General features: G+C 61.7%; 12 protein-coding genes. All 12 read left to right on the forward strand.

Annotated features, from left to right (window positions below; translation table 11 throughout):
- The first annotated feature begins 96 nt into the window (after positions 1-96).
- The gene (locus ACIOYV_RS14135) at positions 97-3,096 is read left to right on the forward strand and encodes a molybdopterin cofactor-binding domain-containing protein (protein WP_401324427.1); all 3,000 of its coding nucleotides are present in this window, start codon (positions 97-99) and stop codon (positions 3,094-3,096) included.
- The gene (locus ACIOYV_RS14140; RefSeq protein ID WP_401324429.1) at positions 3,093-3,899 is read left to right on the forward strand and encodes an FAD binding domain-containing protein; all 807 of its coding nucleotides are present in this window, start codon (positions 3,093-3,095) and stop codon (positions 3,897-3,899) included. The genes ACIOYV_RS14135 and ACIOYV_RS14140 overlap by 4 nt, the downstream gene beginning before the upstream one ends.
- A 2-nt stretch (positions 3,900-3,901) precedes the next feature.
- A complete protein-coding gene (locus ACIOYV_RS14145; protein WP_008060977.1) occupies positions 3,902-4,402 on the forward strand; it encodes a (2Fe-2S)-binding protein in 501 nt (166 codons plus the stop codon).
- A 5-nt stretch (positions 4,403-4,407) separates the two neighbouring features.
- The gene (locus tag ACIOYV_RS14150) at positions 4,408-5,946 is read left to right on the forward strand and encodes an AMP-binding protein (RefSeq protein ID WP_401324431.1); all 1,539 of its coding nucleotides are present in this window, start codon (positions 4,408-4,410) and stop codon (positions 5,944-5,946) included.
- Between the two features lie 19 nt (positions 5,947-5,965).
- Positions 5,966-6,769: an enoyl-CoA hydratase/isomerase family protein gene (locus ACIOYV_RS14155; RefSeq protein WP_201112902.1), complete on the forward strand. Its 804-nt coding sequence runs from the start codon at positions 5,966-5,968 to the stop codon at positions 6,767-6,769.
- A 194-nt stretch (positions 6,770-6,963) separates the two neighbouring features.
- Entirely contained in the window at positions 6,964-8,382 is a 1,419-nt protein-coding gene (locus ACIOYV_RS14160) for a sodium:solute symporter family protein (protein WP_401324434.1), read from the forward strand.
- Between the two features lie 74 nt (positions 8,383-8,456).
- A complete protein-coding gene (locus ACIOYV_RS14165; protein WP_401324436.1) occupies positions 8,457-9,890 on the forward strand; it encodes a UbiD family decarboxylase in 1,434 nt (477 codons plus the stop codon).
- 78 nt (positions 9,891-9,968) lie between these two features.
- Entirely contained in the window at positions 9,969-11,318 is a 1,350-nt protein-coding gene (locus ACIOYV_RS14170; RefSeq protein ID WP_401324438.1) for an MFS transporter, read from the forward strand.
- A gap of 11 nt (positions 11,319-11,329) precedes the next feature.
- Entirely contained in the window at positions 11,330-12,088 is a 759-nt protein-coding gene (locus ACIOYV_RS14175) for an SDR family NAD(P)-dependent oxidoreductase (protein WP_401324440.1), read from the forward strand.
- A gap of 14 nt (positions 12,089-12,102) precedes the next feature.
- Entirely contained in the window at positions 12,103-13,545 is a 1,443-nt protein-coding gene (locus ACIOYV_RS14180) for an aldehyde dehydrogenase family protein (RefSeq protein ID WP_401324442.1), read from the forward strand.
- Between the two features lie 20 nt (positions 13,546-13,565).
- The gene (locus ACIOYV_RS14185) at positions 13,566-14,519 is read left to right on the forward strand and encodes a LysR family transcriptional regulator (protein WP_401324444.1); all 954 of its coding nucleotides are present in this window, start codon (positions 13,566-13,568) and stop codon (positions 14,517-14,519) included.
- Positions 14,503-15,126: a UbiX family flavin prenyltransferase gene (locus ACIOYV_RS14190; protein WP_401324446.1), complete on the forward strand. Its 624-nt coding sequence runs from the start codon at positions 14,503-14,505 to the stop codon at positions 15,124-15,126. The genes ACIOYV_RS14185 and ACIOYV_RS14190 overlap by 17 nt, the downstream gene beginning before the upstream one ends.
- The last annotated feature ends 7 nt before the right edge of the window (positions 15,127-15,133 follow it).

Raw genomic sequence — 15,133 nt, forward strand, 5'->3', positions numbered from 1 at the left:
GAACTCCCTCTCCCCAGGCAAGGCGCTCCCTGCGCCTTTCTCACACACTCGGCTCTAACGCTATCGCGCTGCATAACAACAAGAGCCGCGAAAAAAATGACTAGTTTCCAACCTGCTACCGAAAGCCAGACCGGCCATATCGGCGCCCGTCAGGCCCGTGTCGAGGACGCCGCATTGTTGCGCGGTCTCGGCTGCTATGCCGATGACGCTGCGATCCCGCCGGGTACGCTGCATGCCGCAATTATCCGTTCCCCCCACGCTCATGCGCGGATCACCTCGGTGGACTTTTCCAGTGCGCTGCTGATGAAAGGCGTACACGGCGTGCTGGTCGGTGAAGACGTCAAACGCTGGGCGCTGCCGTTTCCGGTGGGTGTACGTCAGCCGATGGAGCACTGGTGCGTCGCTGTCGACAAGGTGCGCTACGTCGGAGAGCCGGTGGCCGTGGTGATCGCTGAGAGCCGCTATCTGGCCGAGGACGCCATCGAAGGTGTGCGCGTTGAATACGAGCCGCTACCCCCGATCATCGATCCCGAACTGGCCACCGCCGAACAAGCGCCGATCTTGCACGAAGCAGTCGGCAGCAATGTGGTCAACGAACGGCGCTTTCGTTATGGCGAGCCGGAGCAGGCGTTCGAGCAGGCGCCGCACAAGGTTTCGCTCAAAGTGAAGTTTCCGCGCAGTTCCTGCACACCCATTGAATGCTATGTGGTGCTGGCTCAGTACGAGCGCGCCACCGGCATTTATGACGTGCTGGCCAATTTCCAGGGCCCCTACGCGTTGCACACGGTCATGGCCCGTGCACTGAATGTGCCCGGCAACCGCTTGCGTTTGCGCACCCCGAAAGATTCCGGCGGCAGTTTTGGCATCAAGCAGGGGGTTTTCCCTTACGTGGTGATGATGGGCCTGGCGTCACGCAAGGTCGGCGCACCGGTGAAGTGGGTCGAGGACCGTCTGGAACATTTGCAGGGCGCTTCTTCGGCGACCAATCGGGTGACCGAAATCGAAGCGGCGGTAGAATCCGACGGCCGCATCACCGCTTTGCGTTATGACCAGATCGACGATTGTGGTGCCTACCTGAGAGCGCCCGAACCGGCGACTTTTTACCGCATGCACGGCAACCTGACGGGTGCCTACGCGATCCGCAATTTGCAAGTGCGCAACCGCGTGGTGCTGACCAACAAAACCCCTTCCGGCCTGAACCGTGGTTTCGGTGGCCCGCAGGTGTATTTCGCCCTTGAGCGGCTGCTGCAACACATCGCCGTGCAGTTGAAGCTTGATCCGTTGGACGTGATCCGCCGCAACCTGGTGCCGGCCGATGCCTTCCCTTATCGCGCGGCCGCCGGTGCATTGCTCGATTCCGGCAATTACCAGGCAGGTATTGCCTTGGCGGCGGCTGACGGTGGTCTCGACGAATTGCTCAAACGTCGTGATCAGGCGCGTGCCGAAGGCCGAATCTATGGCATCGGTTACGCCGCGGTCATCGAACCATCAATTTCCAACATGGGTTACATCACCACCGCGATGACGCCCGAAGAGCGGCGCAAGGCTGGTCCGAAAAACGGCGCTGTCGCAACCGCAACCATCAACGTCGGCCCGTTGGGTGACGTCAGTGTGCACGTGTCCTCGGCACCGCAAGGGCAGGGCCATCAAACCACCGTCGCTCAGGTCGTCGCCGAAGTGCTTGGGGTTGCGCTGGAATCCATTGTGGTCAACGTCGAGCTGGATACCCAGAAGGACGCTTGGTCGATTGCCTCGGGCAACTATTCCAGCCGCTTCGCCGGCGCTGTGGCCGGTGCCGTCTACAAGGCGGCGCTGAAGATCCGCGATCGCCTCGCCGCGATTGCCGCCGAGCAATTGCAGGCCAGTCCCGAAGATATTCGTTTCGCGGGCGGCAAGATTTTTGTCGTCAATGACGGGGCGGTGGCGCCATTCCATCGGATTGCCGGTGCGACCCACTGGTCGCCGGGCCTGCTGCCGGAAGGTGAAAGCGGCGGTCTGCGCGAAACCGCGTTCTGGAGCCCGCCGCAATTGGTGGCACCGGACGACCAGGATCAGGTCAATAGCTCGCTGTGCTACGGCTTTGTCTTCGACATCTGTGGTCTGGAAATCGACCGCATGACCGGCGAGATCCACATCGATCGCTACGTCACCTGCCATGACGCCGGCCGCCTGCTTAACCCGGCGCTGGTCGATGGCCAGATTCGTGGTGGCTTCACCCAAGGCCTCGGCGCGGCGCTGATGGAAGAATTCGCCTATGGCGAGGACGGCAGTTTCCTCTCCGGGACCTTCGCCGATTATCTGGTGCCGACCGCACCGGAAGTGATCGAACCGGTGATCCTGCACATGGAAACGCCATCGCCATTCACCCCGCTGGGCGCCAAGGGTGTGGGCGAGGGCAACAATATGAGCACGCCGGTGTGCATCGCCAACGCGGTGGCCGACGCCCTCGGTCGCTCGGACATCCGTCTGCCACTGACGCCATCGAAAGTACGCACGCTCATCGGGATCGACGAGCCGCCACGGCCCGCCGGTATGGAGCCCGATGAAAACCTGGACGCAGCACCTGCTGGAGGACCGGCACTGCGGGCCAACGACTCGGTGGTGATTCCTGCATCGCCGCAACAGGTCTTCGATACCTTGCTCGACCCGCAGACGCTGGCGGCGATCATTCCCGGTTGTCACGACCTCGTGCTTGAAGGCGAAAACCGTTACCGCGCAGACGTCACCGTCGGCGTCGGCATGATCCGTGCGCGCTTCGAGGCCAAGGTTGCCCTGAGTGATCTGGACCCTCCGCATTCATTGCGTCTGTCCGGTTCCGGCAGCAGCTCGATGGGCTCGGCCCAGGGTCAGGCCAAGGTGCGTTTCGTCGAACTGGAAAATGGCCACACACGTCTGGAATACCAATACCAGGTGGCGGTCAGCGGCAAAGTTGCCGCGGTCGGCGGCCGTATGTTGCAAGGGGCCTCGAAAGTGATTATCGGTCAAATCTTTACTCGCCTGTCGCAACGGGTCAGCGGCCAAACCATCTCCACCGGCTGGTGGGCGCGCCTGCGTGCCTCGCTTGGTGCGCTGTTTGGCAAGGGAGGTGCGCAATGAAACCGGCTGCTTTCGATTACGTTCGGGCTGACACCCGTCGTCAGGTGCTTGAGCTGCTCGCCGAGTACGGCCAAGAGGCTCGCATCATCGCCGGTGGCCAATCGCTGATGGCGGTGCTGAACATGCGCCTGGCTCAACCCAAGTTGCTGATCGATATCAATCATGTGGCTGACCTGGCCTATATCGAACTGCGCAAGGATTGCCTGGCGGTAGGTGCCGGGGTGCGACAGGCGCAGTTGCTGGCGCGTTCGACCCTGATGGACGAGGTGCCTTTATTGGCACTGGCGATGCCCTGGATCGGTCACTTCCAGACGCGTAATCGCGGCACAGTCTGCGGTTCGGTGGCTCACGCCGACCCCAGCGCCGAGTTGCCGCTGTGCCTGGTGACGCTGGGCGGCGAGATCGTACTCGAGTCGAAAAAAGGCAAGCGCATCGTCAAGGCTGTCGACTTCTTCCAAGGCATTCTCACCACCGACAAGCGTGCGGATGAACTGGTCGTCGAGGTGCGTTTTCCGCTCAAGCGCGAAGGCATCACCTATCGCTTCCGCGAAATCGCCATGCGCCACGGCGACTTTGCAATTGTCTCCCTGGCCGCGGCCATCGGCGCGGACCAGGTCGAACTCGGCATCGGCGGTGTCGCCGACCGTCCGCAACGTCGCAGCCTGCCTCGTGGTGCGGCGCTGCCAGACGCGCTCAATCAAACCGCCTGGTCGCTCGATGCACAGGACGACGTGCACGCCAGCGCTGCCTATCGCCGTCAACTGATTCGCGAGCTGGGTCATCAGCTGATCGAAGGAGTCTGAACATGCGTGTAACTGCCGACCAAACCTTTCCGATTCGCCTGGAACTCAATGGCCGCTCCCGCGAAGCCCTGGCTGAACCGCGAACCCAACTCTGCGACTTCCTGCGCCACGACCTCGGTGCCACCGGTGTCCATGTCGGATGCGAACACGGTGTCTGCGGTGCCTGCACGGTGCTGGTGGACGGAGTCGCCATGCGCTCCTGCCTGATGCTCGCCGTACAGGGGCACGAGCGGCGTATCGAGACCGTCGAGTCCCTCGCCGACGACGACACATTGAGCGACCTGCAACAAGCCTTTCGCCGTCATCACGCCTTGCAGTGCGGCTTTTGCACTGCGGGCATTCTCATGTCCTGCGTGGATTTCCTCGAACGGGTACCCAACCCGGACGAGACCCAGGTACGCGACATGCTTTCGGGGCATCTATGTCGCTGCACGGGCTACACCGGCATTGTCCAGGCCGTGCTCGAAGTCGCTGCCCAGCGCCAAACGAACAAAGGGGTATAACAATAATGTTCGATCTCGGACGCAGCTTCCTCGCTGCCGTTGAACGCCGACCGCACGCCGTGGCGGTCAGTGACGGTGCGTTGAAGAAAACCTATGAAGACTGGTTCGTCGATATCCAGAGCGCAGCTCGGGGCTTGCAACGCCTAGGGTTGCAACGGGGTGACCGACTGCTGGTAGCGATGCAGAACCGCTGGCAGATGGCGACCCTGCATTGGGCCTGTCAGTTTGCGGGCGTCGTCATGACCCCGTTGAACTGGCGCTCGACTGCCGATGAGCTGGGCTACTGCATCGAAGATGCACAAATCCGTGCACTGGCTTACGACGACTCGACGGTGGCCGCGGTGGCCGGTTGCAGCGCCGCTACAAGGCTGCCACGGATCGCCGCCGGTATCCGTGCCGCCGACACCGACCTGAGTTTCGAGGAGCTGTGTTCGCAGACCCCGTCCGGAATCATTTTGCAGGCCGACGCCGAAGACTTTTCACTGCTGCTGTACACCTCCGGCACCACCAGCAAACCCAAGGGCGTGCCCCGTCGGCACCGTTCCGAACGTGCCGCGGCGGTGGCCCATGTGGCGCAAAACCTCTACCGCCAGAGCGAATGCACGCTGGGTGTAATGCCGCTTTACCACACCATGGGCGTGCGTTCGTTGCTGTCCATGGCGCTGATCGACGGGCATTTCGTCTGTGTGCCGAAGTTCGACGTGGAAGCCACGCTGCAAGCCATCGAGCGAGAAAAGGTCAGCAACCTGTACCTGGTGCCGACGCTCTACCACATGCTCATCGAACACCCGGCCTTTGCCCGCGAGCGAGTAGCCAGTGTGGAGAAAATCGGCTTCGCCGGTGCGCCGATGAGCGACGGCTTGATGCGTCGCGTCGAGCAGGCGTTCCAGCCGCAATTGTTCGTCAATCATTACGGCAGTTCGGAGATCTACACCTTCACCATCGACCAGCAGGCCAACCGCAAACCCGGCTCGTCAGGGCGCAGTGCAATGAACCAGCGGGTGCGCGTGGTGCCGATCGATGCTGAAACGGTGGACGTGCAGGCCAACCCATTGGAGGAGGGCCAGATCATCGCCGACCTGGCGAGTGACGAGGCGTTCGAAGGCTACCTGAACCGCCCCGAAGCGACCGCCAAGGCGTTGCGCGACGGATGGTATTTCACCGGTGACATCGGCTACTTCGATCTGGAAGGCGATCTGTTCGTCACGGGTCGTGTCGATGACTTGATCATCACCGGCGGCGAAAACGTCAGCCCGGCGGAAATCGAAAACATGCTCTCGCTGCACCCGGCAGTGGAAGAAGTGGTGGTGGTCGGCCTGCCTGACGAGCAGTGGGGCAAGATCATTGCTGCGTTTATCAAGCTGCGCGCCGAGGTCTCGGAATGCGACCTCGATGCCCATTGCATCGCTTCGGGCCTGGCCAAATTCAAGCGGCCACGGCGTTACCAGTTCATCGATCAGATTCCCAAATCTCCAGTTGGCAAGGTGCTGCGGCGCGTGCTGCTGGCCCAATTTCAGGAACAGGCCTTGAAGGCCATCAGCTAATCATCCAGAGGACACTCCCATGCAACAACAAGCGATCCAGCAATTTCTCGACACTCAGTTCGATGGCTTCCAGGTTGAAGTCGATGTGTCCCGCGAGCGCGCCGACATCATCCTCAACCGGGCGCCGTTGAACGTCATTTCCATGGGCCAGCGCGATCAACTGCGCCTGGTCTTCGAAGCCCTCGATGCACACAAAGACGTGCGCGTCATCGTGCTGCGCTCGGTGGGTGAACACTTCTCCAGCGGCGGCGACATCAAGGGCTTCCTCGAAGCGTCGCCGGAGCACGTGTCGAAGCTGGCCTGGAATGTCGCGGCACCGGCACGTTGCGAAAAACCGGTGATCGTTGCCAACCGTGGTTACACCTTCGGCGTCGGTTTCGAACTGTCCCTGGCCTGCGATTTCCGCATCGCTTCGCAAACCACTCGCTACGCCTTGCCTGAGCAGAACCTGGGTCAGATTCCGGGCTCGGGTGGCTCCGCACGCCTGCAGAAAATCATCGGCATCACCCGCACCAAGCACATGGTGATGCGCGCCAAACGCATCACGGGCGACCAGGCCTATGCCTGGGGTATCGCTACCGAGGTCGTGCCGGATACCGAACTGGAAAGCACCGTCGATGCATTGGTCGATGAACTGCGGCGCTTCTCGCCGCTGGCTCAGCGCACGGCGAAAAAACTGATCAATGACAACGAAGATGCGCCGCTGACCGTCGCGATCGAAATGGAAGGTCACTGCTACAGCCGTCTGCGCAGCTCCAAGGACTTCAAGGAAGGCGTCGAAGCGTTTCACAGCAAGCGTGCGGCAGTGTTCACCGGCGAGTAAATGCGTACCGGCGAGCAGGCCCGGGAGCATGTCGGAAACGGCGTGCGCCCCTACGGAGCAGGGCCTGCCGCCCCTTCACTGAAACTGATAGGGCGCATCAATATTCGTTAATAGAAAACCCGCTGCGGGGCTCTTAGGCTGAGATCGGCTGCACCGAAATCCGTCCAATAAATATAAAAATCGGAGTTCCACTTATGGCTTCTAGCTGGCTGGTATTAACCATCGTGGCCGCCTACATGGTGGTCTTGGCGTTGATCAGTTTTTGGGTTCGACGCTCTACACAAAGCGCGAAAAACTTCACCACCGGAGGCAAGGACTTCCCGGCGGTGCTGATCGGTTTTCTGATGATGTCCGAGTTCATTGGCACTACCGCGAGCATTGGTACGGCTCAGGCGGGTTACACCTATGGCATTTCCGCTGCCTGGAACATCGCCGCCCTGGGCGTCGGTTTCGTGATCTTCTCCATGCTGTTGGCGAAGAAGTACAAGGACCTCGGCGAGAACACCATCTCCGGGGCGCTGGCCCGCACTTACGGCGAGCCGGTACGCTTCGCCACGTCAGTGATCATGATCTGCGCGCTGTCGATCGTTGCGGTCTCAATCTATGCCAGCGGCGGGGCAGTGCTCGCGACCTTGCTGGGCATCGAGCGGACGTCCGCGATCATCATCGTTGGCATTGTTTCGGTGCTGTACGTCGGCATCGGTGGCATGCGCTCGGTGATCTATACCAACGTCTTGCACGCGCTAATGATGTACGCCGGGATCATCCTCGCCTTGGGTTTTGCCTTGAGCAAGGTTGGCGGCATGGGCGAGTTGGTGGCGCGACTGCCAGCGCCGATGTTCGAAGTCGGCAACGTCGGTTGGCCGAAGATTTTCGCCTGGCTGGTGGCCGGTATCGGCGCGACGTTCGCCACCCAGTACGTGGTGCAGGCGGTGAATACCGTCAGCGACGGACGCAAGGCCCAACACGCGAGTTTCTACTGCGCGTTGATGTTGATTCCCTACGGCTTGATCGCTGCGATGGTGGGGATGTGCAGCGCGGTGCTGTTTCCGCAGATTCCTTCGTTGCAGGCCTTTCCGCAAATCCTCGGGCACATGCACGAATGGATGGCCGGGATCGTCGTCGCAGGACTGGCTGGGGCGCTGTTCGGCACCATGGCCGCGCTAACCATGGGCATCGCCACGTTGTTGCTCAAGGACTTCTATCAGCCGTTCTTCAACCCACAAGGCGATGATCGCAAGAACCTCAATTTTGCCCGGACCGCGACCATCGTCGCCGGCCTGCTGCCCATCACGCTGGCGCTGTACGCCTCCGACGTGCTGGTGGTGACCTTCCTCGCCAAAGCCTTGCGCGCCTCACTCGCGGTGCTGGTGCTAATGGTGTTTTACGCGCCGACATTCGGCACGCGGCAGGGTGCGTTCATCAGCATCATCGCGTCACTGATCATCACCATCGGCTGGTTCCTGATGGGCAATCCCTACGGCATCGACAACGCCTACATCGCGCTGGCCACGCCACTCGTGATCATGACCCTGAGCCATTTACTGCGCGGTGGCAAACCTGAACACACCGACAGCGCCAAACCCATCAGTGCGAACGCTACCGGACGCTGAACCCCAACGAATTAAACGGGCATGCCGTCGGGTGACCGGGCATGCCACCAAAACAATAATGACGAGGTAAGGCCATGCAGCCTGTGACCCTTTCCACCCCCGAAGCCGACATGGCGGGGGACTTGCCAGCAGGCGCCAGCCTGCGTGGCTGGCTCGACCACATGCAGCGCCAGCAGCGTTTGGCAATGATCCGTCCCGGCGTGGACCTGCGTTTTGGCGTTGCAGCGATTGCTAATCGTCTGGACGGCAAGAGCGCTTCACTGTTTCCCCAGCCTGGCGGCCACTCGATTGCGGTGGTTTCCGGCCTGCTGTCCGACCGGCAGTGGATGGCCGAGGCCATGGGCGTGGAGTCCGCTGAAGTGTTGGCGCGTTTCGAAACGGCCAGCCTCAATCCGCTGCCGTGGCGCGAAGTCAGCGATGCAGCTTGTCAGCAAGTGGTGCATCGCGAGATCGACCTGAACAAACTGTTGCCAATTCCCACCCACAACGAGCACGACAGCGGCCCTTACATCACCGCTGGCCTGTTGATTACCCGCAACCCACGCACCGGGGTGCAGAACGTTTCGATTCACCGCTTGCAGGTGAGCAGCCCTAATCATCTGGGCGCACTGCTGCTGCCGCGCCATGCGCTGGCCTTCTTCCAGGAAGTCGAGGCGCTGGGTGAGGATCTGGACGTGGCGGTGGTCATTGGTGCTGATCCGCTGACCTTGCTGGCGTCCCAGGCCATCGTGCCGATCGATCACGACGAACTGGAAATCGCCGGCGCTCTGCATGGCCGTCCGCTGGCGGTAACGCGCTGCGTGACCCATCAGATTCGCGTGCCTGCCGACGCCGAGATCGTCATCGAGGGCCGGTTGCTGGCCAAGGCGCGGGAGATGGAAGGGCCGTTCGGTGAGTTTCCGCAGTACTACGGCGAGCGCGCCGAACGCCATGTGATCGAAGTCGACGCCGTAACCCATCGTCACAACCCGATTTTTCACACCATCGTCGGCGGCGGCCTGGAGCACTTGCTGCTCGGCGGCATCCCGCGTGAAGCGACCATGCTCGCGCATTTGCGCCGCAGCTTTCCGTGTGTGCGTGACGTGCACCTGAGCAGGGGCGGAGTGTGTCGTTATCACCTTTATGTGCAGATCGACAAACGCTCCGAAGGCGAGGGCAAGAACGTCATCCTCGGCGCACTGGGCGGTCACTACGACATCAAGCACGTCACTGTGGTGGATCTGGATGTGGACATTCATGACCCCACCGAAGTCGAGTGGGCGATTGCCACCCGTTTCCAGGCCGATCGCGACCTGGTGCTGATCCACGAATCCCAGGGCTCGAAACTCGACCCGTCCACCCGTGACGGTGTCGGCTCGAAGATGGGCTACGACGCCACGGTGCCGCTGTCAGCACCGACCATGCGCTTCAAACGAATCCAGGTGCCGGGCCAACAGGAAGTCGAACTCGACAAGGTGGCGCACGCGGCGCCGCAGGACTGGCAATGCGTGCTCCAGACGCACGATTGAACCCGGCGGCCGCTGGTGTTCAGCGGCCTGTTCCCGATAGCTCCAACCAGCTCAAGACACGTCTTGTGTGAGGCAACCATGACCACGACAACAACAACTGCACCGCCAACCAGCGTCGCTACTGATACACCGCAGATTCCACCGGGCAAGGCCTTGCTGGCGGCATTTGCCTCGACATTCGGCTGGGCGCTGGATTTGTTTGACCTGTTCATTCTGCTCTACGTGGCGCCGATCATCGGCCGCATGTTCTTCCCCTCGGACACCCCCACACTGTCGCTGGCCGCGGTGTATGCCTCGTTCGCCGTGGCTTTGCTGGTGCGTCCGCTGGGCTCGGCGATCTTCGGCGCGTATGCCGACAAACACGGCCGCAAGCGTGCGTTGATGGTGTCGATGGTCGGCGTCGGTATTTCCACGGCGCTGTTTGGCGCGTTGCCGACTATTCACCAGGTCGGGGTGTTGGCCCCGATACTGTTTTTGGTATTGCGGGTGATTCAGGGCGTTTTCGTTGGCGGCATCGTTGCCTCCACTCACACCATCGGCACCGAATCCATCTCGCCGCGCTATCGCGGCTTGATGTCCGGGTTGATCGGTGGCGCTGGTGCCGGCATGGGCGCGCTGTTGGCGTCAGTCACTTATCTGGTGTTGTCGGAGATCTTTCCCGGGGCGGAATTTGACGTCTGGGGCTGGCGCTTCATGTTCTTCTGCGGCCTGCTCAGCACGTTTTTCGGTCTGGTGATGTTCCGTTACCTGGAAGAAACCCCGGTCTGGCAGCAACTGCAACAAGCCCGCAAAACCAAGGGGCCGGCAGTAGTGGTCGTGTCGCCACTCAAGCGTCTGTTTGGTCGCGAGTACCGCGGCGTGATGCTGGTCAATCTGCTGATTACGTTCGGCGGCGGTGCCACGTATTACCTGGCCTGCGGTTATCTGCCGACATTGCTCAACGTGGTGGCCAACGTGCCGCATACGCAGACATCGCAATTGCTCATGTACGGCTCGGTGGCAACGATTGTCGGGGCGTTGGCCTTCGGCTATTTAAGTGACCTGATCGGTCGCAAGAAGACCTTCATGCTGCTGGGTGTGATCAACCTGGTGGGTCTGCCGATGTTGTTCCTCGGTGTCGCCGAACCGGGATCGCTGACCCGCACTGCGCTGTATTGCGTGGGCATCGCCTTCATGGGCGGGGCGATCATCGCGCCGATCCTGATCTTCCTCAACGAGCGCTTCACCACCGAGTTGCGCGCCAGCGGCACCGGGTTGTCCTGGAACATCGGTTTCGCCCTCGGCGGAACCATGCCGACCTTTGTGTCCCTGTTCAGCAGCAGCCCCGCGCAGATCCCGATGGTGCTGGCGATTTTCGCCGCCGGCCTGTCGGTGATCTACCTGATCGGCAGCGTGGTGATTCCGGAAACCCAAGGCAACTTCAAGTAAAGGAACACGCAATGAGCAGATTGAATGGAAAAGTCGCGATCATTACCGGTGCCGCGCAAGGCATCGGTGCCACTTATGCCCAAGCCCTGGCAGCCGAGGGCGCGAAGGTGGTGCTCTGCGATTTGAAGGCGCCTGACGAAACCGCTGCCGCGATCCGCAACAAGGGCGGTACGGCCCTGGCAATCGCTTGTGACGTGACCGACGGCACCGCGGTGCAAGCCATGGTCGAGGAAGCCGTGGCGCAGTTCAGCGGTGTGCACGTGCTGATCAACAACGCCGCGTTGTTCGCCACCCTGGAACTCAAACCTTTCGAGCAGACCAGCTCGGCGGAATGGGACCGGATCATGGCAGTCAACGTGCGCGGTTCCTTCGAGTGCGCGAAGGCGGTGATGCCGGTGATGCGCCGTCAGGGTTACGGCAAGATCGTCAACATTGCCTCGGCGACGGCTTTCAAAGGCGCGCCGATGATGGCGGCTTATGTCGCGTCGAAGGGGGCGGTGATTGCCCTGACACGCTCGATAGCGCGCGAAGTCGGCGACGCCGGCATCCGCTGCAACTGCCTGGCGCCCGGCCTGACCATGAGCGCCAACGTCCAGGCCAATGCCGCCTGGGCCGGGGATATTGTGCGCAACAACATCGCCAGCCGCTGCATCAAACGCGAAGCGGTGCCGCAGGATCTGATCGGCGCGCTGCTGTTTCTGTCCAGCACCGACAGTGATTTCATGAGCGGCCAGACCCTTGTGGTCGACGGCGGTTCGGTGACCCATTGATTGAAGGAGGATTCATGCAAAGCCAACACTTCATCGATGGACAATGGACCTCAGCGGATCGTTGGACCGACAGTCTCGACCCGGCAAACGGAGAGCTGATCGGGTGCTTTGCCGACGGCGGCGAGGCCGAAGCTGAAGCAGCGGTGGCAGCGGCCGCACGAGCCTTCAACGACCCGCAATGGGCGCAGAATCCACGCCTGCGTCAGCAGCTATTGCTGGAGTGGGCTGCCGGCCTGAAGGCGCGCCAGGAACAACTCGCGCAGTTGCTGACCCGCGAGAACGGCAAGGCATTGGCGCAGTCCCAAGGGGAGATCGGCGGGGCGATTTCCGAGATTCTTTATTACGCCGGCCTGGCCCGGCACAACCCGGGGCACATGCTCGAAGTGGCGCCCGGTGAGTTCTCCAGCATGCTGCGCGAACCCGCCGGGGTGGCCGGGCTGATCATTCCATGGAATGCCCCGGCGGTGCTGCTGGTGCGTGCTCTGGCGCCGGCGATCGCGGCGGGTTGCACGGTGGTGATCAAACCTGCGCCGCAAACCGCGCTGTTCAACGCTGCGATGCTCGAACCGCTGTTCGCGTTGCCAGGCCTGCCGGCAGGGGCGGTCAATCTATTCGCCGAGAGCGGGCATGCCGGGGCAGCGCATTTGGTGGCTTCGCCACGGGTGGATGTGCTCAGCTTCACCGGATCGACCGCTACCGGCCAGCGCATCATGCGCGACTCAGCGGCGACCATGAAAAAGCTCTCCCTGGAACTGGGCGGGAAGTCCTGCTGCCTGGTCTTTGAAGATGCCGATATTGCCGCCATCGCGCCGAAACTGGCAGCGGCGGCCACCATTATCTCTGGCCAGCAATGCACTGCCGCCCGGCGCGTGCTGGTGCATGCCAGCCGTTTCGCCGAAATGAAAACCGCGCTGAGCGCCGCACTGGGGCAGATCCGCCTGGGTAATGGTCTCGCTTCAGCGACGAACATGGGGCCGCTGATCGATTGGCAATCCCGGGACAGCGTTGAGCGGCGCATTGGCGAGGCGCTGGACAGCTGTGACGAAGTGCTGCTGGCCGGAGGTCGCCCGCAGGGTGAACTGAGCAAAGGCGCATTTCTCGCGCCGTCGCTGATCGCCCATCGCGACAGCAGCGCGTTCTTTTGTCAGGAAGAAATCTTCGGCCCGTTGCTGGTATTGGAGTCCTTCGAAGATGAAGCCGAGGCTATTGCGCGCGCCAACCATACCGAGTTCGGCCTGTCCGCGAGTGTCTGGACCGAGCAGGGCGCTCGCGCCTGGCGTGTCGCTCGGGCACTGCGCAACGGCACGGTGTGGCTCAATGACCACAACAAATTGTTCGCCGAGGCGGAAACCGGTGGCTACCGCAAGAGCGGTCTGGGGCGCTTGCATGGCGTCGATGCGCTGCTGGATTTCAGCGAGCTCAAACACGTTTATCAGAACGTCGGCACGCTCAGTTGAGCGCGAACGCGAGGGTGACTATGGAGCTGCGTCATCTGAAGTATTTCACCTGCCTCTACGAGGAGGGGTCCGTCACCCGGGCGGCACAGCGCTTGAATATCGTGCAACCGGCGTTGTCGATGCAGATCGCCAGGCTTGAGGAAGAACTCGGGCAGACGTTGTTCGAGCGCAGCTCCAAGGGCATGGCGCCGACCGAGGCCGGAGATCAGGCTTATCGCTTGTTCATGCCGATCCTTGGCCAGCTGCTGGCGGCGCGTCAGACCCTGATCGACCGTAGCGGCCAGATTGGCGGACGCATCAGCGCCGGGCTGATCGCGTCTGCCGCCAACAACGCGTTGGCTAGTACCCTGGCGCATTTTGTCGAGCATCACCCGCAGGTCGAACTGCGCGTCACCTCGGGCTACAGCCAGGAGCTGATCGCGAAGGTCCTGACCGGCGTGCTGGATTTCGCGGTCATCAACCAAAGCTTTCAGCATGAGCACCTGATCGGCCACGACATCTTCGATGAGGAGTTACTGGTCGCCACCGGTGCAGCTAATCGCCTTAACGGAGCGTTGCCATTGCCGTTGGCCAGTCTGGCGGGATTCAAACTGGTGCTGCCCTCGCGTCGTCACGGGTTGCGCAGGGTGATCGACCAACACCTTGCCGCCCAGGGCATTGAAGTCACCCCGCAGTTGGAGGTGGACGATCTGGCGGTCATCGAGGACTTCTTGCGTCGCAGCGACTGGGTCAGCGTGCTGCCGGCAACTGTCCTGCATCGCGGATTGCACGAAGGCGCGTTGCGCGCCTATCCGCTGGCCGCGCCGGGTATCAGCCGGCGCATGGTCTGTGTGCACGACGCCCGTCGACCACTGACCCCGGCGGCAATGCTGTTCATCGAGATGATCGGCAAAATCATGACCACCGCACTCGACACCATCCATTTCTACAAAGAAGGTCCGATAGAGGAAGGCGACCATGAGCGCTCCCAGTAATACCCGACCGCAGCGTCTGATCGTAGGGATTTCCGGTGCCTCCGGCGCCGTTTATGGCGTGCGTCTGCTGGAGCTGTTGCGCGACACGCCGATTGAAACCCATCTGGTGGTCAGCAAATCGGCGCTGATTACTTTGGCCCATGAAACCGAGATGTCCTGGTCTCAGATCAAAACCCTTGCTGACGTCAGCTACGTCAATCAGGACATCGGCGCGGCAATTGCCAGCGGCTCGTTCAAAACCATGGGCATGATCATCGCGCCATGTTCGATACGCAGTCTGTCGGAGATTGCCAGCGGCGTGACCTCAACACTGCTGACCCGCGCCGCCGACGTAGTGCTCAAGGAACGCCGGCGCCTGGTGCTGATGGTTCGCGAGACGCCACTGCACCGCAATCACCTGCGCAGCATGACCGAGTTGGCCGAACTCGGTGCAGTGATCGCGCCACCAGTGCCAGCGTTCTATGCCAAGCCGACCAGCCTGGAAGACATGATCGATCACACCGTAGGCAGGGTGCTGGATATGTTCGATATCGAACTGGGTGTCGTCCGTCGCTGGCGAGAACGGCCGGAGCGCGTAGCAACGCTGGATGAGGTGGTCGATGGTTGAGTCACAT

Source organism: Pseudomonas sp. NPDC087342 (assembly GCF_044744265.1).
In the GTDB taxonomy this organism is placed as follows: domain Bacteria; phylum Pseudomonadota; class Gammaproteobacteria; order Pseudomonadales; family Pseudomonadaceae; genus Aquipseudomonas; species Aquipseudomonas nunensis.